General features: G+C 56.0%; 21 protein-coding genes. 14 read left to right on the top strand and 7 right to left on the bottom strand.

The window, feature by feature from the left end; genetic code table 11:
* The first annotated feature begins 5 nt into the window (after positions 1 to 5).
* Positions 6 to 506 (top strand): hypothetical protein, encoded by a 501-nt coding sequence (locus AB4090_RS05135; protein ID WP_369572792.1) that lies wholly within the window; start codon positions 6 to 8, stop codon positions 504 to 506.
* 43 nt (positions 507 to 549) lie between these two features.
* Here the strand turns inward: AB4090_RS05135 and AB4090_RS05130 are convergent, their stop codons facing one another.
* Positions 550 to 2,673, bottom strand: coding sequence for a hypothetical protein (locus AB4090_RS05130; protein ID WP_369572791.1), 2,124 nt, complete (start codon positions 2,671 to 2,673; stop codon positions 550 to 552).
* A 287-nt stretch (positions 2,674 to 2,960) separates the two neighbouring features.
* Here AB4090_RS05130 and AB4090_RS05125 point away from each other — a divergent pair, with 287 nt between their 5' ends.
* From AB4090_RS05125 to AB4090_RS05090, 8 genes are all read left to right on the top strand, one after another.
* On the top strand, positions 2,961 to 3,419 hold the full coding sequence (locus tag AB4090_RS05125) for a hypothetical protein (protein WP_369572790.1): 459 nt from the start codon (positions 2,961 to 2,963) through the stop codon (positions 3,417 to 3,419).
* 6 nt (positions 3,420 to 3,425) lie between these two features.
* Positions 3,426 to 3,764, top strand: coding sequence for a nucleotidyltransferase domain-containing protein (locus tag AB4090_RS05120; RefSeq protein ID WP_369572789.1), 339 nt, complete (start codon positions 3,426 to 3,428; stop codon positions 3,762 to 3,764).
* A gap of 94 nt (positions 3,765 to 3,858) precedes the next feature.
* A complete protein-coding gene (locus AB4090_RS05115) occupies positions 3,859 to 4,167 on the top strand; it encodes a helix-turn-helix transcriptional regulator (protein ID WP_369572788.1) in 309 nt (102 codons plus the stop codon).
* Complete coding sequence (locus AB4090_RS05110; protein ID WP_369572787.1) at positions 4,151 to 5,479, top strand: type II toxin-antitoxin system HipA family toxin; 1,329 nt, start codon at positions 4,151 to 4,153, stop codon at positions 5,477 to 5,479. Before AB4090_RS05115 ends, AB4090_RS05110 begins: the two co-directional genes overlap by 17 nt.
* 343 nt (positions 5,480 to 5,822) lie before the next feature.
* Positions 5,823 to 6,047 (top strand): hypothetical protein, encoded by a 225-nt coding sequence (locus tag AB4090_RS05105; RefSeq protein ID WP_369572786.1) that lies wholly within the window; start codon positions 5,823 to 5,825, stop codon positions 6,045 to 6,047.
* 172 nt (positions 6,048 to 6,219) lie between these two features.
* Positions 6,220 to 6,759, top strand: a complete 540-nt coding sequence (locus AB4090_RS05100) for an HNH/ENDO VII family nuclease (protein ID WP_369572785.1) — start codon at positions 6,220 to 6,222, stop codon at positions 6,757 to 6,759.
* A 3-nt stretch (positions 6,760 to 6,762) separates the two neighbouring features.
* On the top strand, positions 6,763 to 7,245 hold the full coding sequence (locus AB4090_RS05095; protein WP_369572784.1) for an SMI1/KNR4 family protein: 483 nt from the start codon (positions 6,763 to 6,765) through the stop codon (positions 7,243 to 7,245).
* 176 nt (positions 7,246 to 7,421) lie between these two features.
* On the top strand, positions 7,422 to 7,772 hold the full coding sequence (locus AB4090_RS05090; protein ID WP_369572783.1) for a hypothetical protein: 351 nt from the start codon (positions 7,422 to 7,424) through the stop codon (positions 7,770 to 7,772).
* 339 nt (positions 7,773 to 8,111) lie between these two features.
* On the opposite strand, the gene AB4090_RS05085 is transcribed toward AB4090_RS05090, so the two are convergent.
* The 6 genes from AB4090_RS05085 to iscB all read right to left on the bottom strand — a co-directional run bounded on the left by AB4090_RS05085 (position 8,112) and on the right by iscB (position 13,287).
* Positions 8,112 to 8,552, bottom strand: a complete 441-nt coding sequence (locus AB4090_RS05085; RefSeq protein WP_369572782.1) for a hypothetical protein — start codon at positions 8,550 to 8,552, stop codon at positions 8,112 to 8,114.
* Entirely contained in the window at positions 8,549 to 9,319 is a 771-nt protein-coding gene (locus tag AB4090_RS05080) for a hypothetical protein (protein WP_369572781.1), read from the bottom strand. Before AB4090_RS05080 ends, AB4090_RS05085 begins: the two co-directional genes overlap by 4 nt.
* 71 nt (positions 9,320 to 9,390) lie before the next feature.
* Positions 9,391 to 10,335, bottom strand: coding sequence for a nucleotidyl transferase AbiEii/AbiGii toxin family protein (locus AB4090_RS05075; RefSeq protein WP_369572780.1), 945 nt, complete (start codon positions 10,333 to 10,335; stop codon positions 9,391 to 9,393).
* 61 nt (positions 10,336 to 10,396) lie between these two features.
* Positions 10,397 to 10,837: a DUF6088 family protein gene (locus tag AB4090_RS05070; protein ID WP_369572779.1), complete on the bottom strand. Its 441-nt coding sequence runs from the start codon at positions 10,835 to 10,837 to the stop codon at positions 10,397 to 10,399.
* 82 nt (positions 10,838 to 10,919) lie between these two features.
* Positions 10,920 to 12,053, bottom strand: a complete 1,134-nt coding sequence (locus AB4090_RS05065; protein WP_369572778.1) for a hypothetical protein — start codon at positions 12,051 to 12,053, stop codon at positions 10,920 to 10,922.
* Positions 12,040 to 13,287: an RNA-guided endonuclease IscB gene (gene iscB, locus AB4090_RS05060; RefSeq protein WP_369572870.1), complete on the bottom strand. Its 1,248-nt coding sequence runs from the start codon at positions 13,285 to 13,287 to the stop codon at positions 12,040 to 12,042. The genes AB4090_RS05065 and iscB overlap by 14 nt, the downstream gene beginning before the upstream one ends.
* Between iscB and AB4090_RS05055 the strand changes: the two genes are divergently transcribed.
* From AB4090_RS05055 to AB4090_RS05035, 5 genes are all read left to right on the top strand, one after another.
* The gene (locus AB4090_RS05055) at positions 13,276 to 13,503 is read left to right on the top strand and encodes a hypothetical protein (protein WP_369572872.1); all 228 of its coding nucleotides are present in this window, start codon (positions 13,276 to 13,278) and stop codon (positions 13,501 to 13,503) included. The two genes, iscB and AB4090_RS05055, sit on opposite strands and share 12 nt — an antisense overlap.
* Before the next feature lie 516 nt (positions 13,504 to 14,019).
* Complete coding sequence (locus AB4090_RS05050; protein ID WP_369572777.1) at positions 14,020 to 15,066, top strand: hypothetical protein; 1,047 nt, start codon at positions 14,020 to 14,022, stop codon at positions 15,064 to 15,066.
* Entirely contained in the window at positions 15,063 to 15,638 is a 576-nt protein-coding gene (locus AB4090_RS05045; protein ID WP_369572776.1) for a hypothetical protein, read from the top strand. Before AB4090_RS05050 ends, AB4090_RS05045 begins: the two co-directional genes overlap by 4 nt.
* 70 nt (positions 15,639 to 15,708) lie before the next feature.
* Entirely contained in the window at positions 15,709 to 16,299 is a 591-nt protein-coding gene (locus AB4090_RS05040; protein WP_369572775.1) for a DotD/TraH family lipoprotein, read from the top strand.
* Positions 16,299 to 17,252, top strand: a complete 954-nt coding sequence (locus AB4090_RS05035) for a type IV secretory system conjugative DNA transfer family protein (protein ID WP_369572774.1) — start codon at positions 16,299 to 16,301, stop codon at positions 17,250 to 17,252. The genes AB4090_RS05040 and AB4090_RS05035 overlap by 1 nt, the downstream gene beginning before the upstream one ends.
* Positions 17,253 to 17,275: the final 23 nt, after the last annotated feature.

Here is a 17,275-nt window from a genome sequence, read left to right as displayed (position 1 = left end):
TTCATGTGTTGAGTATCGAGGAACGGGAAGCGCGGCTGGATGAAAAAATGGCTTCTCTGCAGGCGGCCTTCGCGAAGAAGATCCAGAAATACCAGGGGCAGGTGGAAGCCTTGCAGGAAGAAAAGCGTCGCCTTCGGGATGCGGAGCGGTCCGGGGAAATCGAGGCATTGGCCCGCGCCGTTCGGGAAAATGTCCCTGCGGACATTCCGGTTGTGCAACTGATGGGCGCGATTCTGAATTTTCGTGATCGGTATCCGCAATCCAGCCAGGAGCAGCGGGACGGGATGCGGGACAAGGGGCAGGAGTTGTTGCGGAAATACCTGGGAGGCGGTTCCGGGAAGGATGCCGTGACCGGGAAAGAACCTGCGGAAGCGCCGCTGGAAACGGAAGCGGAAAAGGATTCCCGGGAAAAACATCTGGCTGCCGTTCCCGTGGACGACGACGGATTTGATGACCTGGCGCCTGCAGAAAACCAGATCGGTTCCGCTGGTGAAGAAAGCTGGTAACGGGAATATCTTGCGTACAGGTTTAGATAGGATCATCCATGAATTAAGGATTCGGAAAGCTGTCACTGTTTTCCATTGCGCTGCTTTCCGTCTTTTCAGGATCCAGACACGTTGCCCACTGTGATGCCAGATACTCTTGCACAGCTTTCTTGGGAAGTACCAGTTTGCCTACACCAGGGATGCTGGCAAACGCTGTAACATCATCAGGCAACGGTTCCGACTCGGGTAGTACGCGCACCGAGTCTTTGATCGGCAGATAAAACAGTCCGTCGATCTGTTCATGGTCCATGCGGCAATCGATGTTTTTGGCACGGAGCGCCGCCGTCAAATCGCAAGCGGTATCCTGTCCCTGACGCTGCAATTCCCTGACAAGCGTTTCCATTTCCGCCTGAGTCGCCGATGGCTTGTCGATCTGATACTCGGAAAACTGCAATTCTGCTTTTTTCATTGCCGATGGCAAATCGCTGGAACTGTCGATGGCCAGCGCAGCTTTCAGGAAAGTCTGGAATCTCTTGTCTTTCAGAGAAATCCACTGCCCATTATCTTCATTGCACAGTCTTTGGTAAACGGCGACACCTTTCTTGTAACTCCCTATGGTGCGGTATCCTTGCTGTATTTTCTGCAAAACGCAATCCTTTGCAGAAATCGACTGGTCATCGGAAACCTGCACATAGAAACTGGATAAATCCGAAAAAGCCTTTTGCAAATTTTCCCGCAGCGACTGAGCCCGCGCCTGTTCCTCCTGCGCTTCGCGTTTTGCCTGGATCGCCTCGACGGCATCCGTGCCAACCCAGTCTTTCAGTTGTTGCAAGCGTTTCTTTTCGGTATTCCCCAGGTTAATCCCAGTCAATCGGGAAAACGCTTCTTGGGTAGCTACGTTGCTCTTATTAAGCACCCATTGTTCCAGCGTTTCGTAATCCCGGTTTTCAACGGCCTGCAGTATCTTGTCGATCATGGGGCCGGCATGGATACCGTGTTTCCAGTAGCAGGCCGCAACCAGTTTTCGCTGGTCCAGCTTGTCTGCGTTTTCAGGCTGTAACAGTTCCTGCCCCTTCTTGCGCAGGTTGGTCTCAATAATCTCCTTGTTGATCTTCCGCATGCCCGCTTCCAATATTTTGCGTTCCTCCTGGATGACGCGCAATCCCTCCTGTTGAACGCTATCCTTTTGTTCGTCTGTCAAACCGTTTGATTCTTCCAGACTCTTATAAACCTCCGGCATCAGGGGATGTTCATCGGACAAGCCCATTGTTGCTCTTGCCTGCGCCTTGGATTCCTTGACGGCCTCGGCGAAAGCTATCTCGTCCGTGGGGTCCAGAACCGTGAAGCGATTTTCCATCTGCTGCAAGAAACCGGCAACCTTTTCCGGAAGCTCCTCGTGGAAGCTCTGAAACGCTTCCTCTGCGCTTTGCTGTGTTTTCCTCACAAATCCGTTGGCCTGCTCCAGCGGGACTGCCCGGAAGTCGTTCTCCCGCCCATAAAATGTCGCCTCCATTCCCTCATCAGGCCCTGTCTGTGCTCGCAAGTGATACCGGAAATCTCCGCCGCTGGTATCCAGCTTGGCGATGACGCGGCCAGCAAACGGCGTGCGCAAGTGGTCATCCCCTCTGGGGTCGGCACGAACCAGATCACCGATCTCCGGATTCCGGGCACGCTCCACGGCTTTCGTCATGTCGTTCGCCATGCGGGTCAGTATGTCCGGGGAAATTCCGGTTTCCCCGGAGTACGCCTGCACGGCATCACGCAAGGCGTTTGCCCAGCGTTCTCCCTTTTCTGGATCACGCATCACCTCTTGACGAGTGAACTCCTCTGATCGAGTAATTTCCGCCCCGCCACTGTGCCGGATCTCCTGACGTTTCTTGAGGTGTTCCAAAAGATCAGGTTCTGTTACATTCGACAACTGTCCTGTTATCTGTGTCTGGGATTGCAAAGACCGATCAATGTCCACCCAACGCAAGGGAATCTCTTTTACAGGACTTTTCTCCCAGGGAATTGCCCAGCTTTCTCCTTGGTTGGCTCGAAAGGGAATCACCTGTAGCCTGGCACCCACCTGCATCGCCAGGGATTCCGAAACGGTTTCCAGCAAGGGTACGGATTCGCCGCTGCGATGGATGCGCAACTGTGCCAGTTGTTCTTTGGTGAGTCCTGCGAAAACGTCCGGGAGAAACATGGCAATCACCTGTATCCATTGCAACGGTATAGTGGATACTATAGCAGGAAATCGGCTACTTGCCGAACGCGCCCCCTTGACAAAACACGCCAACGGAGATATGATAACGTCTCATCATGCGGAAACGGGAGCCATCGTGTGCCCCAGGAATACCTGATCGAAGTGGCTGAAAGGTATCGGGTATCCGCAGCGGTTTTTTGCTAAACTGATCGCCAGAGGTGATCATCAGCACTGCATTGTACCGCTGAAAAAGAGTATTACCACCGTACTGCCCAAAAGGAGTCATCATGCGTCAGATTCTGGCATTGGTAACAACGGCTTTTGTTCTGGCTCCGGCAGTCTCCCTGGCGGGGATTCCTGCGGGAACCTATGTGGGTGGCGGTGATGGCGCGATCACCGTCCTCCATGTCACGCCACAACAGTGGGTTATTCTGGGCGCCTTCGGGCAGATGGGTTCCTCTGGGGGTTCGGTACAGTCCGCCCTCGCGCCGGACAACGACCCATTCCATGGTGTCCTGCGTTCCCTGGGTGCGGACCAGTACGAGATCCGGTTTTCCGTCCCGTATGATCACACCCACCCCTATTGCAAGGTGCGGGTACGCTATGACGCGCAGAAGCGGGCCATCCTGTCGGTGCCGCCCAATCATCCGGTGTCGCAGGCCAGCATGGCGGCCTGTGTGCAGATGCACGGTGCCAACTGGGGATATGGCTTCTCTTCTACCTCGACGTATGTTTTGCGGAAATAGAGATAGATGAAGCACATTGACCACGACACCGAGGAAGCCGTCTATCGCTTTCTTGCTTTGGTTGCCAATCGTTACGACATGGACAGAGCCATTGTCTATGGCAGCCGTGCGCGTGGCACGCACCGACCGGATAGCGATGCGGATGTGGCTGTGCTGTTGCGTGGTGAGCATCAGCGCTTCCTGTCCGCAAAGTTGGACATGGCAGATATCGCCTTCGATGTGCTGCTCGAAACGGGCATTCTCATTTCGCCGCTGCCAATTTGGCTTGCTGAATGGGAGCACCCGGAGAATTACTCGAATCCAGCATTGTTGCGCAACATCGACCGGGAAGGAGTCCGTCTTTAAGCAATCACCAGCTTCACCTGCGGGCTGAGGATCTGGCACGCCATAATGTCCGCCAATCTGGACATTTTATCGAAAAATCGGTAAAATGTCCGCCATGACAGACAGAAACGGCAATACACCTTCGCCATTCCCCCTGTTCACCACGCAAGATTGGGGAGAAGCCATCCGCAAGGAACGCCGGGCGCGTGGTTGGTCCCAGGCGGAGTTTGCGCGGATGTGCGGACGGCGAAGGCAGACCATCATCGATCTGGAAAAGGGGCGGAATGTCAGTCTGTATACTTTTCGCATTGCGCTGATCACTCTGGGGAAAGGCATTCGTATCGAAACGATAGGCCGCGTGGAGCTGGAAAGGCTTGCGGAGATTCTGCGGGACGATGATGACGAAGATGACCTCGAAAGTTAAAGAGCTTTTGGTTCACACCCCGCAAGGGTATGCGGGGCTACTTGCCAAGGAAAGCCGTTACGCCTTCACTTACGACAGGGGCGCACTCCTGGCATCGGAAGTTTCTCTGGTGATGCCGTTTCGTGCGGAGAGCTATGCCGGCAGCGTAATGCCGGCAATTTTCGCGATGAATCGCCCGGAAGGGTGGTTGGAACAGGAGTTGTTGCGTCGCATGGCGCGGCATGGGCCGGTGGATGAGATGCGGCTTCTGTCGCTGACAGGGGAACACCAGATCGGGCGACTTTCTTTCTCCCGTCCGGAGGGCGAGGAGAGGAAAACTCCACAGCGCATCGCCTTGCGGGAAATCCTGCAGGGACACTCATCCGCGGAAGTCTTTGCTTTTTTGGTGGATCAGTACCTGGAATCGGGAATCTCTGGAGTGCAACCCAAGGTTCTGGTTCCTGACGCGGAGAATAGCCGCTATACCGGGCAGCTCCCGGATTTGATCGTGAAATCTGGCGGTGATGAGTACCCCGGTCTCGCGGTCAACGAATTCCTCTGCCTGTCGGTTGCCCGGAAGTCCGGACTGGCTACGCCGGTGTTTCACCTGTCAGAGGATCAAAACCTTCTGGTTCTGGAGCGATTCGATCTGTCCGGTGACGGGGATTCGACATTTCGCATGGGATTCGAGGATCTGTCGGTCCTGCTGGGAAAAACAGCAGACCCGTATGGAGCCTATAAATACCAGGGAAGCTATGAACTCATTGCAAAGACTGTGGGGCTGCTTTGTGGCGTTCATGCGAAAGAATCCCTGGCTGAGTTCTTCGCTTCGGTGGCGCTATCCGTCATGGTTCGCAATGGTGACGCGCACCTGAAGAATTTCGGGCTGTTGTACGACCATCCGCACGGGGAACCGCCGAGGCTTGCGCCGGTGTACGACGTGATCACCACGACCGTGTATCCGTACTGGAACCACCGCACGGGAATGGAGATGGTCGATCGCACGCTGGCGCTGAAAATGGGAAAAAGAAAAGGATACCCTTCCCGCCAGGAGTTGCTGGATTTTGGGAGAAATTATTGTCAGGTGGAGCACCCGGAGACGGTTTTGGAGAAACTGGCGGACAGTATGGATTTTGTGCTGCGGGAGTCTTCCGCGATGTTGCCCTCCTCGTTGCGGGACTCTTTTCGTGCGGAATGGGAAAGCGGAATGCGGATGTCTCTGCGGAACAGATTTTCTTCCATTGCAAGTGACGCTGTCGGGTTTCTGGAAGACACGCAGGCGGAAGAGAGCTTCCCTGCCCCTGCCCACAGGCGCGAAGATGGTTGCCTGTGAGGCTGGATTCGGTGCAAGTCCGTCTTGACTCCGCCCGATTGCAACGCTATACTATCTTCTATTGCGGTTCGTTTCTCGTTTTTGCCGCTTCCAGAAATAACCGCTTGACACGCACGCCGAGGTTGGGTATATTGACAGACAGGTGCTGAAAACACCTCGAAGGCGGACATCCGCCCCGTCAGACCAGCGGTATTTTTTGTGCCTGTCGTTCAGGCATTTCCCTCTGGCCGGGGGTGGACGAAATACAAGACCGGAAACGGAAATACGTCCGGTAGCCCTTCGACTACTTTTCAGCCCCCGGCCGCCTGGGTCTTCCAGGCTTGTTTCGCAAGAGGGCTTTTCCATGGAATATCTGATTGAAGTGACCAGACCTGTGGTCGAACGCATCAGCGTGAGGTTGCGCGCGCCCGCCAATGCCGACCCCAAAACCCTGCAGGCGCTGGCCCTGGAGGTCGTTCGTGATGAAGAAGCGCAGGAAGACGGTGAGTGGGAATCGTTCAGCCGGGATGTGATGGATGGCTACGAGGTGTCCTGCATTTACGATCGCCGGGGGGTGCGTCATGTCTAACAAGGTAATGGGGGTTGCGCGCGGTACCGCAACAGGAGAAATTCCTGACGTTAGGCGGCAGTGTATGGCTGCTGGTGATGATTGACTCATAATACATTCGATTCGTTATACTGATGACCCTAAACCGGAGCGCGTTATCGCCGATGGTCGGGGCTGAGTAATAGAGGATATCATGCGTTTCAATTGGAAACTTATTCTGGCAGCGGTTTTGTCGTTTAGCATTGGAATTGGCACCGCTGACGCAGGACTGTTCCATGACATGGAAGATGTTGGAAAGGGGATCGTCGTTGATTCGGCTGTCCACGAAGGCGAGAAGATAGTTGCGCGTGATGCTGAAAGAAAAGTCGTTAAAGAATCCGCTGGCAAGATTTACTCTAAACATTCGATGGTTGGGAGGACGGCATACAAAAACACACAGATAAACCCCAGCTTAACCGATGAAGATGGGCTCTCAAATATCCAAAGGATGCAAAAAGGAAGACCGCCAATAGATGAAGTTGGCAACCCATTCAATATTCATCACGTAATTCAAGAAGAGCCAGGACCGATTGCCGAGATAAAAGCCAGGACACATCAAATATACCATAAAGCGCTTCATGGTCTCAAAGACAGCGGGGAAAGCTTCAGAAACAGCAAAACGCTCAATAACGATTTCAAAAAGTTTAAGAGCAGCTACTGGAAACTTAGATCCCGGGATTACACGGAGAAATAAATCATGAAGTCACGCGAAGAGATTGAAGTTAAGATAAATTCTGCAATGACGGATAAGGATTTTATTGATCAGAAGTACGTTGCTTCTGACGAGGACATCCACACCATTGAGTATCAGCTTGGCTTCAGATTGCCGCAAAGCCTGGTCTGGTTCCTGAAAAAATACGGATCTGGTGGTGTCAATGGTTCTGAGATTTACGGAGTAGGACTGCCAGAGTACCATTATACTATTGTCAACAAGACCAAGCGATTCATGACCGAGAATGGTCTTGACAAGCGTTGGGTATTGCTTGGAACTGACGAAGATGGATGGGTATTCGTCATGGATGCAGGCAATGCCGATAGCAATCTTAACGACGCGCCAGTTATCGCGTACAACACGTTTTACGCAAAAGAAGAGCGCCTGTCTAATAGTTTTTATGACTTTCTCGACTATCATTTTGGTTTTGCTGAACTCCCCGCAACTGAAGAGGGAGTCAAGCCGTGAGCCATTGGAAAATCTGGTGTAACGGCGCTTGATCCAGGCCATGGGCACCTCCCCTTCTTGCGCCGTTGCGGTGCTGGATGATACGGGACGGATTCGGGGTATCCGTCTCTCTTGCGGCTGATCGTTATTACCGCTATACTGTATCTTATTGCGATCATGCTGCAGGAGGTGTCCCGGTGTCCCGTATCGCTCCCGATGTGTTGACGGTAAAAGAGTCCGGGATGCTGGAGCTGTATCGGCAATGGCGTCTGGCGACTGATGAGGGCCGGAATGGTCCGAAGGTCTGGGCGGCAAAAGGCGTGACGGACCCGCTGGGACGCTGGTTGAACGACCAGCGTGCGCGGTACCGGGCGGGAACCATTCGCCCGGTGGTGCTGGATGGTCTGCAGCGGCTGGGATATGACTTTGCCGTACCGAATGACGGCCCGGCCAAACCTTTTCTTTCGGGAACGCCGCCTGTTCATTGCGATCGTCTGGAAGTCCTGAACGGTTTCCGTAGATCTTCCGGTCCATCATCGAATCGGTGACTGTGGGGCTGGAGCCGCGTCTGGAGCTTTTTGGTCGCAGAGCGGCGCCGGGATGGACGGTCTTCGGGAATCAGGTGGAAGAGGATCTGCTTTCCGCGACCGCCTGCCCTGTTGTGCCGGGTGGGATTTCCGGCGCGGGCGGGAGGATGGGGACTGCGGATTTGTTTTCGGCGGGCGGCTAGAGTTCGGGACGGTTCATTGCGAGACGCCGCCGCCGTCAACAGCACTCGCTGGGCTTTAAGAGAGACTCTAGCCACAGAGAACAACTCGTTGGCTCACTAGAGTGCTTCGGGTTGGTTACCAGGCTTAGAACACCGGTATCAAGCAGAACGACATGGTTCAAGGGAATAGCTTGCGATCCGAAGAACGGTCTTGGTCTAATGACTGTTTCAAGTAGTCGAGCGTTTGACGTTGCTCTTGAGTATCAGACTCATCGTTACGCCATTTTCTCAGCAAAGCTATTGCGGCTCGTTTGCGTCCGGTAAACAAGGGGTTACCAATCGATACACTCCCTGTAGTTTGCCAGCTAGCGAGCTTTCGCCAATCTAAATAAATCGGATCGGTAGCGCTACTGCTCGGTAACTCGATAATCTGGGCTAAAAGTGCCTTCGCATCCCATAGCTCAGTTTTTGTTGGTAACGTCGATGGGATGTCTTGAAACTCTGCCCACTGTATCCGTGTTCCACCCGTGGTGGAGTTCTCTGCTTCTAATATGGTTTTCCCGGCAGATATCTGAACATAGGTCGGTGTAGTGCGTGTTTCACAACAATCATTACTCAAGGCAGGTCTCCGTAGTTGGCAATCTCTTTGCCAAGATCAATAAGTTCGTCTAGCACCGATGGTATGCTCCCAGTCGGTATTTCATCGACAAATGCCGCATCAGTATTGATATCCAGTTCAAGACGACAAGCGATAGATGTTCGCCCAAGCGCCGGGCTAACGGCTTGGCCTGGCGAGATAGCAATCGTCATCCCAAGCACTTGCGTAACAGTCCAGCGAGAGAGCCTGTTGACCTTCTCTATCCCGGGAAAGCATTTTAGGCTCCTGGGGCGATTGATCGAATAGCTGAAGTCCGTCGAGCTATCCGGGTCTAGTTTTACGGAGGGAAGGTAATTGGATATTGACTGGTAGCCACTACGTATATCTGACACTTCGGCAAGTAATACCACCCCAAATGCAATTCTTTTAAGTGGTGGAGCTACCTGCAGCCAATCGCCAAGCGCGCGCCTGAATACATCTGCAGCCTCAGAAAATGCGCCGCAGGTTGGCAACCCAGCTTGTTCGCGTTCCAAAGGCCCCGTTGCAAACAGCCAATCAACCCTGTCCCTCAAGCAACTGAGGGTCAAAGAAAAGCGCCCATCGCAGATACGACCAGCTTCCTGTACCAAGCCTATGCGAGGCTGGACAGTGCGCGATTCTGGCTCTTCATCAGCGACAGTCCGCCACCATCCCGTCTCCTGGCTCTCCAAAGGCAGAACCGGGAATACCGTTACCCGCAAGGTCTCGGCTTGCCAGAGAAGTCCACCTAACTGTTTTTGATCATCCATGATCGTAGTATGTACTGTCCAAAAGTGGCGTGCAACGTGAAGACTGTGGATTTGTTTTCGGCGGGCGGCGGCTAAGGTGCGGGACGGTTTCCGGAATCTCCTGCGGTTTCTCCTTCTTCTGGCTCCAGCCACCTTGTCGGTTCCTGCGCCAGCAGATCTCCGGTAAAGTCGTAGAAGCTCCGCGCGGCATCCTGAAAACCGGGAATCTTCCCATAAATCATGCTGCGGCAGAAAGCTTCATAGCGGTCTTTGGTGTCGCTATCGAATACACGCTCGCGTTCCTCACGGAGAACAGAAAACGGGTCTTCCTGAAACGCGGGGAACTGGTTGCCATAGGTTTCCCGATCCCGCTCCACCGTATCGATGAATAGCGGTCCCACGATGTCCGACAAATCTCCCTTGGCCTGCAGGATGCAGTGGGTGTCATAGATATGCCGGACCAGACGATCGTCATAGGCTCCGCGCCCCACTCCTGCGCGGTCGGCTGCGGTGCGACGCAGATATCCCACAGCCTTGTCGGCCAGCGTGTCCTGGATGCTGACGACGGGCACTCTGGGGGCATCCGGGTCTGCCGGACGGTTCAGCACCTTGTCCACGATGGTCCGCAGCGGCAGGTACTCCACCTGGGAGATGGGATCGAATGCCGTGATTTCCAGCTTGATATTTGGGCGCAAGGCGTCGGATACCGGGAATCTTGCCGCATAGGCGAAGTTCCCCATCATATAGGCATTCCCGTTCCTGGCTTTCAGTTCCCCATCGATGGGAAAGCCTGTCTCTGCCATGGTGTTCAGCAATTCCTCTTTCAGTGAGGAAAGAAACTTGCGGCGTTGCCCCTGGCTGATGGCGTCCGGCGGCAGGACGATGCGGAAATCGGCATCCTCGGACATGCGCTGGATGACCTGGTGCGCCTGCGACAGGCAGGTGCCGCCGGCGAAGATAATCTGGGCGCCACGGTCCCGCCCAACGCCACAGACAGCACGGATGGCGTCGGCCACGAGGAGGTCTTTTTCCAGCATGTCTGGCTTGATCGGTATTGTTTTGTCAAGCCAGATTTTCTTGATTGTGTCTGCCTCCTGTTCAGAGACGCATCGGCACCCATTTTCCATTTCGTTCATAGTTCACCATACCTTTTCTGAAGTATATCTTTCTCTTGATGCGGCTGTTCCCGATCTCGTATGCTATCCACACGGGGATTTGTGTGCTTCTTCCTTTATTATATGCCACCACCGCGCTATTGGGTTTCGTGTCAACGCCCAGCTTCCGCAATACCTCTTCTGCTACTGTTTCTAACCCGTCTTTTGGGTTGTAGCGATCAAACAGATCGTTGTACTCGGCGCGGGCCAGCACCCCATATCCGCAACGGATCAGCTTGTTTTCCTTCACCAGCTTGCGCAGCGCCTTGTCCACGCCGGATCGGCTTTTGGCAAAGCGATCGAATTCGGAGCGCAGAAAGCCGGTGTCTGGGCTCCTTTTCAGGAACCGCAGGATTTTCTGCTCGACAGTGGTTCTCTTTTTCACGGTGGCCTCCAAACGCAAACACTCTGTCTGGACATATTTTAGCGATCCGCTTGGCCTCTGTCAACCATTTGTTTTCTATTGCTTATCTTTCGTCCTTGCGGGCTTCCTGGCGAAGGCTTTTCGTGGCCTCCGGCGTCGCTTGCGGGGCACTGTTTTCGACAGTCTCCGCAGCTTGCGGCTGTCCGTTCACCTGGATGCCTTGTGCATGTACGGGTCCGTGCCAGCCTGCCGGCCTGCCCGCGGTTCGGCGACCGTAGTGCGACTGCGCGGTATTCGTGGATCTGTGGCCCATGGCGTCGGCCAGCATTCCGGGTGGCCAGTGGCTGGCTTTGGCGTTGGCGACGAACTGATGGCGGGTGCTGTAGAGCGTGTAGGTTCTGCCGCCCAGTTCGTGACGCACCTGGTTCATCCGCATCATCATGCCGTTCTGGATTTCCTTCCAGGTGAGTCCGGAGGCCAGCAGGCGATCCCGTTCCTCCAGCAGCGCCCTGCCCTGCTCCAGCACTTGCGGCGGGATTTCCAGAACCCGGTGCGTGCCGTTCCCGCGTTGCTCGTTGACCTTGCGGTTGCGGATAACCAGCACTTCCGGCCCTTGCGGGTCGAGTCTGGCGATCTGTGCGTCTCCCGGTTCTGACGGGCGCAGTCCCACCTGCGGGTTCCATTGCAGGAAGCGCCAGAGGATTTCGTCGAACATCCCGCGATGGCTGGGCCGGTTCTGCAGAAAATCCAGATATCGTTGCAGGTCTTCCGGGGGGAAGCGTTTCACCCTGCCGGGGTCTTTGCGGGTTCCCCTGGGTGCTGGAGTCCGGTATTCCGCACGGTAGGGGGTCTGGCGTATCCCGTCCAGCAGCTCCCTGGGGGCGCCCTGCTTCTGTAGCAGGTACAGCAATCCGTACCGGCTGGCCTTGAAGGTGTTCTTGCGCCAGCCTGGGGTCTGTTCGATGAACCAGTGAAGCAGATCCATCGGGTTTTCCTGCCAGGTTTTCCCGGTCTGGTTGCCGTATTTCCGCAATACCCGGTTGCCGTTTGCGAGGTAGAAATTCCGGGTGCGCGGATCGGTTGAGCGGGAAGCCGGATACCCATGAACGGACGGGGTGGACGGTTCTTCCTGTGGGTCTGGCTCTGTCAAACCATCAGAATTCGGCGCGGGTACTCCAGCCAAAGCGCAGCGCGTTTGGCTGGTGCGGAAGCGCCCTCGTTGTTTAGTGATATGCATAACCGTCACTCCTTTGCAGTATCGTGAGATATTTGGGATGCGTGTCGAATGGCTTTTCAGCACCTTTTGCCTGAAGCGCAAACGAGGGCCGGAACCGGATGGCGATACGCCCGACATGCATTCCTGCGTGCTTGCCCTTGGGTATGGCGGCCCGCACCAAATCCCCGGTCTGGAATCCCAGAAAGGATTTGGCTCCGGACTTGTGCCCGACCGGGAAACCGTGTCGGTTCAATCTGGCGCGCTGCCGCTCTCCGTGTCCCATCGAAGTGATTTCCAGTGGCTGGCGTTCCGGACAGAGCCGAACATTCGCGCCGGATCCCCCAACGCAGGACGCATCGATCCAGCGCGCTTTCGGGTACCCCTGCCGTGACCGGTTGTACTTCGTCCGTCCGCCGCTGGCGACTTCCACGTCCAGACCCGTTGCCTTGAGCCGTCCGTACAGCGCCCATCGGGTGCTGTTGACGGCGGCGGCGTCTTTTAGCGGCGCCTTGGTCTGTTTCAGTATTTTTTGAGCGCGTTCCGGGTCTTTGCGCAAAAACTCCGTCAATGACATGGCCCCTTTGCGCTGGTTGCAGTCATGACAGGCGATGGCGAGATTGCTCACGCGATCGCTGCCGCCTTTGCCGCGAGGATGAATGTGGTCGATTTCGAGTGGCACGTTTTCCGCCCCGCAATAGGCGCATTCCCGTCCCCACTTCTCCAGCAAATACTCCCGCACTTCGTAACCAAATAATGTGCCTTGTTGGTACTCGACACCGGAGATCTCCGGATTCTGCATGGCCTGCGTGTCGAACCGCGCCAGTTCTTGCGAAAGCGCCGTCACCGGCGCCAGTCGCATCAACTTGCTTACCCAAGCCATCGTGGTATCCGCCCGGTGTTGCAACGACGGCGGCAGCCAACCTTCCGGCTTCGCGCGGTTCAAAAAGCGCGGAGCGCGGTACCGCAATTTTGCCCGGCGGAAGCGCCGGTGCCCACGTCGCTGCTCCAGCGCCTTGCGAATGGCGGACCCACGATGGGTGAGTTCCGCCGCCCACAGCACGGCAAGTCCATGCCTGGCGAATGTGGCCACCAGGGCGATACCGGTCTTCTTGCTGCCGGGGTCCAGTTTCAGGCGGGTGTCTTGTGTCTCTCCGCCCTCCCTGTGTTTCAAAATAACGGTGAATGGAAAGCGCCGGAACACCGCCGCCTTGCCCGTTTTCAGCAAGGCTCTGGCCCGCGCTGGATGGCAGGGCATGAGATGTTGCCGATTCTTGTCCAATACCAATACTCTATTTTGCATATCGCTACCTTTTCAGTCTCGGCTTTCGCCGGTAAAGTGCGCCTCGGCAAGGTTATCGGGGCTTGTCATGGCAAGGACACTGGTCATGCTCCCGAATCCCTGTTTAATCCTTGCCGACAGAGCCTGGAACTGGCGCGCGCATTCCAGGGTGTCATGACCCCAATAACGTAGTCCCGTACTCCTTACAGGGACTGAGCCTGGTCAACCGGGAGCCTGCTTTTCGCAAGCTCCGCCTATAACCCGTTAGGGTTTAGGGGGAGTGGTTGACCTCTCCTGAATGTCTGATCTCTCTGAGTATACCGGGTTTGGCCTGCCCAACCGAAACAAAAGTTGGTTATTCCCTGAAAAATGATCGGTTTCCGTTGGTGGTGTTTTGGCGCATAAATGGTGTCATTGAGGTGTATGGCGTCATCCTGGTGGCGTAATGGTGTCATTTTGTCTCCATGGTCGATCCGTGATCTTCCTGTTTTCTGGTGATGGTGGCGTATTGTCACCAAAATGGTGTCATTTTCCGCAATGGTGTCATTTTGGTGTCGAATTGGCAGGGTTTCCCTGTCTTTATGGTGGCGATCTGGTGTCAGGCTTTTCTCTGTCATTATTGAGTATTTCGCTGGCAAAAAACTTTCTGATAGACTACTCTTGTGCTGGTCTCAAGGGCCTTTACGGATTGGCGAAGAGGGAAAGCGGATGGCAAACGGAGTGTCTCGGAAATCTTCTGTGGTATCGGTGGATGTCGGCAGCGGGTATGTAAAGGCGGCGTCGCATCTGGAGAATGCGGATGCGCGCGTGTCGTTTCGCTCGCTCGTCGCGGAGGTGCCTGCGGATTTTCACCGGAACTTCCATGGGGAAGAGGTGAAGACGATTGAATATCGCGGGAAAAGCTGGCTGACGGGTGAGGATGCCGCGCGGTTTGGGGCGGGCCTGGCTGACACGTTGACGGATGCCTGGGCGGGCAGCGAGGGCTGGCTGGTATTGTTGCTGAAGGCCCTGTGGGAGTTGGGGATTACGCAGGGAGATGTGCATCTGGTAACGGGGGTTCCCCAGGCGGTGTACCGGGATCGTGCCGTGGACATCCGCTCTTCTTTGGTGGGGAAGCACAACGCGACCATATATGGTTTCCCGGTTTCCGTAACGATTGTCCCTGCCCGTGCGATGGTGTTGCCGCAGGCGGCGGGTGGGTTGTACTACTGGGTGGCGGCGGAACCTTCCCTGCAGGAGGTTGCCGAGCATAACGGGCTGATTGCCGGGGTGGATGTGGGGACGTACACCACGGGATATGCGGTGCTGGAGGGGCGTTCCGCCCTGTCTTCGTTGAGCGGTGGTGCAGAGATTGGCATGTCCAATGTGGCGCTGGCGCTGTCGAAGAAGATTTACAAGAAGTTTCGTGTACAGCCGGATCAGGAGCGCGCCATGCGGTATCTGGAAGAGCGTAAGAAGGTCTTTTTCAACGGGGCTCTGCATGATATTTCCGATCTTGTGCAGGAGTCCGTATCCGAGGTGGTCAGCCCGTTTTTGCTGGAGCTTCGGTCCACCTGGGGCAGTCGCGCCGGGAACATGGCGATTGGCGTGTATGGCGGGGGTTCCGAGGATTTTCTGCCGATGATTCAGGAGACTTTTCCGCATGCCCAGCGGGTGCGTGCAGAGGATGTCGGCGGTGCGCGGTTTCTTCCCGCTCTGGGGATGCTGGTGTTCTTTGCCGGCGCGAATGACCTGCTGGATCGGGTTTCGTCGTGAACGGGGAGTGGGACGAGGCGGAAGGCGATGGATTCTCCGAGGAATCCCTTGCCGGGCAGGATGGTCTGGATGCTGGGGTGGACCCGGAAGATACGGTGGACCCGCTGGAGGTTTCGTATCGTCTTTCGGTACGGATTTCCCCGACCAATCCGTTTCACCAGCCGATTGTTGGCTGGCTGTCTGGTTTTTCCAGGGACAACCGGGGAATGCGGGACATTGGCGCGCATCTGGTGAAGGCGTTGCTGTTGTATCTGGAGGTTGATGCACGGGGTGGTTCCGCTGTTCTGGGGCGGGGAACCGGGCCGGAGCGGTTTGCCGGGTCGAGAGGTTCCGCGGTTTCCCGTAGCCGGTCTTTGCCTGTGCATGTACAGCCTCCCCTGTCCAGAACATCCGCTCCTGTGCCTGCTTCTTCTGATTCTGTCCCGGTTTCCCCTGCTGCTGGTCCTTCTTCTGATGAATCTCCTGTTCGTGAGGGTTCCTCTGGTGGGAGATCGGCTGAATCTCCTTCTCGCAAGTACGGCTTTTTTGCGGGTGGAGGCGATGGTTCCGGCGATGCTGGTGGTGGATGGTGAAGCTTTTCTTTTTGGTTTCCCCGTTCGTTGTGTTTATCTGGGATATTTTTTGTATCGAGGAAAAATTGGCATGAAAACTTTGGTAATGAAAAGGGCGTCCCGTTCTTTCGTTCCCCATTCCCCGCGCCGGATTCTGGGGTTTCTGGTGGTTTCCGTTCTCGTTCCTGCCAGCCTGTCCGCCTGTGCGATGCCGCCCTCCCCCCAGGCCAGCGCCACTCCGCTGTATGATTCCGCATCGATGAATGCTGACCTGTTGAAGAGTGTCAACCAGATTGCACAGGTTACCGACAACATCCGGGCAGCCTCCGGCACTTCCTGGGCGCCTGGGTATGATGGTTTCCCCATGAACAAGGGCGATCTGCGCCCGCATGGAAGCACGGCGGCGTCCATGGCGCCCTCTCTTCCGGCGGGCAGCCCGTTATCCCGGAAGGTCTATGTGCAGTGGAGTGGATCGGCTGCGACATTTCTGCAGTCGCTGGCCGGGAAGATGGGGGATCGTTTTGTCGCGAGGCTGGGTGGTACCCCGGTCCCTGACGTTGCCGTGTATTCCCGCGACCAGAGCGTTGTGGAAATCCTGCGGACGGTTGCCCAGCAGTTGCCGGATAATTATGTAGTGCAGGTGAATCCGGGGGAGATTGTCCTGAAGGTGGAGGGCTTCTGATGGGTGTCTGGCGAGCGGGTTTCTGGTTTTGTGCCTTGGTGGTGGTTTCACCCTTGGCGTTTGCGGATTCCCCTGCGGGAGACGCGCTGCCATCGGGTGGATATTCGGAACAGCAGTTGCTGGCCATGCAGGGTGGGGACGGTGCTTTTGTGCAGGATCAGGTGGAGGCGCCGTTCCGGGATGCGCGGCAACGGGCGGTGGAGGCTGCCGGGGAGACGTTCGCCTCGCAGGAGGCGTACTGTGCTGGGGTGAGCTACTGGAATGATTGGGCGAACGGGCATGCGGACATTCTGGATCGGGCATTTCGTTTTTCTTCGCTGTTGCTGGATGCCGGGCGGGTATTGCCGCCGGTGATTCTGCAGGATGACCGTTCTTTTGTGCAGGATGGCGATGCGATGGCGGTAACGGCGCAGACGACCTGGAAGATTTACCGGGAAGGGAAGATTGTTTCGACCGCGCCGAACTGGCGTGGGTACCTTTTGCAGAGTTGCGGGAAACCGTTGCGTCCGAATCCGGTGTTATTGCCGAAGGATGCGAAGGATGAGATGGCCTGGAAGGAAGGGGTGCGGGAGGGCTGGAAGCAGGGTTTGCGGATGGCGAAGGATGGATTCCTGCTGGGTCTGCATCGCCTGACGCGGGACTATGGCGGAATGTTGCGGTTCTGGTGGTTGAGTCAGCGCGGGATTGTGCAGGCGCCGATCCTGTCGACGGGGGATGTCGGGATTCGGGTGGATGGCCGGACCTTGAGTGTGGGCGAGCGGATTTTCCGTTTGACGGATTCCGGATCGTTTCGTCCGGGCTCGAAGTGGGCGACGGTCACGCAGGCGTTGGACGATCCGGGCAAGGGCTTGCCGGTCATTCGTCTGGAGGGGGCTCCGCAATCTGTCAATGGTGGCAATACGGCGCCGGATTGGCAGCATTCTGGCAACGTGATTCGGATGGCGCCGAAATGACACCATTTTGGCGTCAAAATCGT

Origin of the sequence: Acidithiobacillus sp. IBUN Pt1247-S3 (genome assembly GCF_041146875.1) — a bacterium.
GTDB lineage: Bacteria > Pseudomonadota > Gammaproteobacteria > Acidithiobacillales > Acidithiobacillaceae > Igneacidithiobacillus.
Note: the sequence above shows the minus strand (reverse complement) of the source record. Positions and strands in the feature narration are given on the sequence as shown.

What these genes read in the sequence shown, in the direction of transcription:
- AB4090_RS05055 (WP_369572872.1), top strand. Translation starts at nt 13,276, where the DNA reads ATGGCAGGGCATGAGATGTTGCCGATTCTTGTCCAATACCAATACTCT.
- AB4090_RS05115 (WP_369572788.1), top strand. Translation starts at nt 3,859, where the DNA reads ATGACAGACAGAAACGGCAATACACCTTCGCCATTCCCCCTGTTCACC.
- AB4090_RS05100 (WP_369572785.1), top strand. Translation starts at nt 6,220, where the DNA reads ATGCGTTTCAATTGGAAACTTATTCTGGCAGCGGTTTTGTCGTTTAGC.
- AB4090_RS05110 (WP_369572787.1), top strand. Translation starts at nt 4,151, where the DNA reads ATGACCTCGAAAGTTAAAGAGCTTTTGGTTCACACCCCGCAAGGGTAT.
- AB4090_RS05095 (WP_369572784.1), top strand. Translation starts at nt 6,763, where the DNA reads ATGAAGTCACGCGAAGAGATTGAAGTTAAGATAAATTCTGCAATGACG.
- AB4090_RS05035 (WP_369572774.1), top strand. Translation starts at nt 16,299, where the DNA reads ATGGGTGTCTGGCGAGCGGGTTTCTGGTTTTGTGCCTTGGTGGTGGTT.
- AB4090_RS05050 (WP_369572777.1), top strand. Translation starts at nt 14,020, where the DNA reads ATGGCAAACGGAGTGTCTCGGAAATCTTCTGTGGTATCGGTGGATGTC.
- AB4090_RS05120 (WP_369572789.1), top strand. Translation starts at nt 3,426, where the DNA reads ATGAAGCACATTGACCACGACACCGAGGAAGCCGTCTATCGCTTTCTT.
- AB4090_RS05125 (WP_369572790.1), top strand. Translation starts at nt 2,961, where the DNA reads ATGCGTCAGATTCTGGCATTGGTAACAACGGCTTTTGTTCTGGCTCCG.
- AB4090_RS05080 (WP_369572781.1), bottom strand. Translation starts at nt 9,319, where the DNA reads ATGGATGATCAAAAACAGTTAGGTGGACTTCTCTGGCAAGCCGAGACC.
- AB4090_RS05130 (WP_369572791.1), bottom strand. Translation starts at nt 2,673, where the DNA reads ATGTTTCTCCCGGACGTTTTCGCAGGACTCACCAAAGAACAACTGGCA.
- AB4090_RS05075 (WP_369572780.1), bottom strand. Translation starts at nt 10,335, where the DNA reads ATGCTGGAAAAAGACCTCCTCGTGGCCGACGCCATCCGTGCTGTCTGT.
- iscB (WP_369572870.1), bottom strand. Translation starts at nt 13,287, where the DNA reads ATGCCCTGCCATCCAGCGCGGGCCAGAGCCTTGCTGAAAACGGGCAAG.
- AB4090_RS05040 (WP_369572775.1), top strand. Translation starts at nt 15,709, where the DNA reads ATGAAAACTTTGGTAATGAAAAGGGCGTCCCGTTCTTTCGTTCCCCAT.
- AB4090_RS05105 (WP_369572786.1), top strand. Translation starts at nt 5,823, where the DNA reads ATGGAATATCTGATTGAAGTGACCAGACCTGTGGTCGAACGCATCAGC.
- AB4090_RS05065 (WP_369572778.1), bottom strand. Translation starts at nt 12,053, where the DNA reads ATGCATATCACTAAACAACGAGGGCGCTTCCGCACCAGCCAAACGCGC.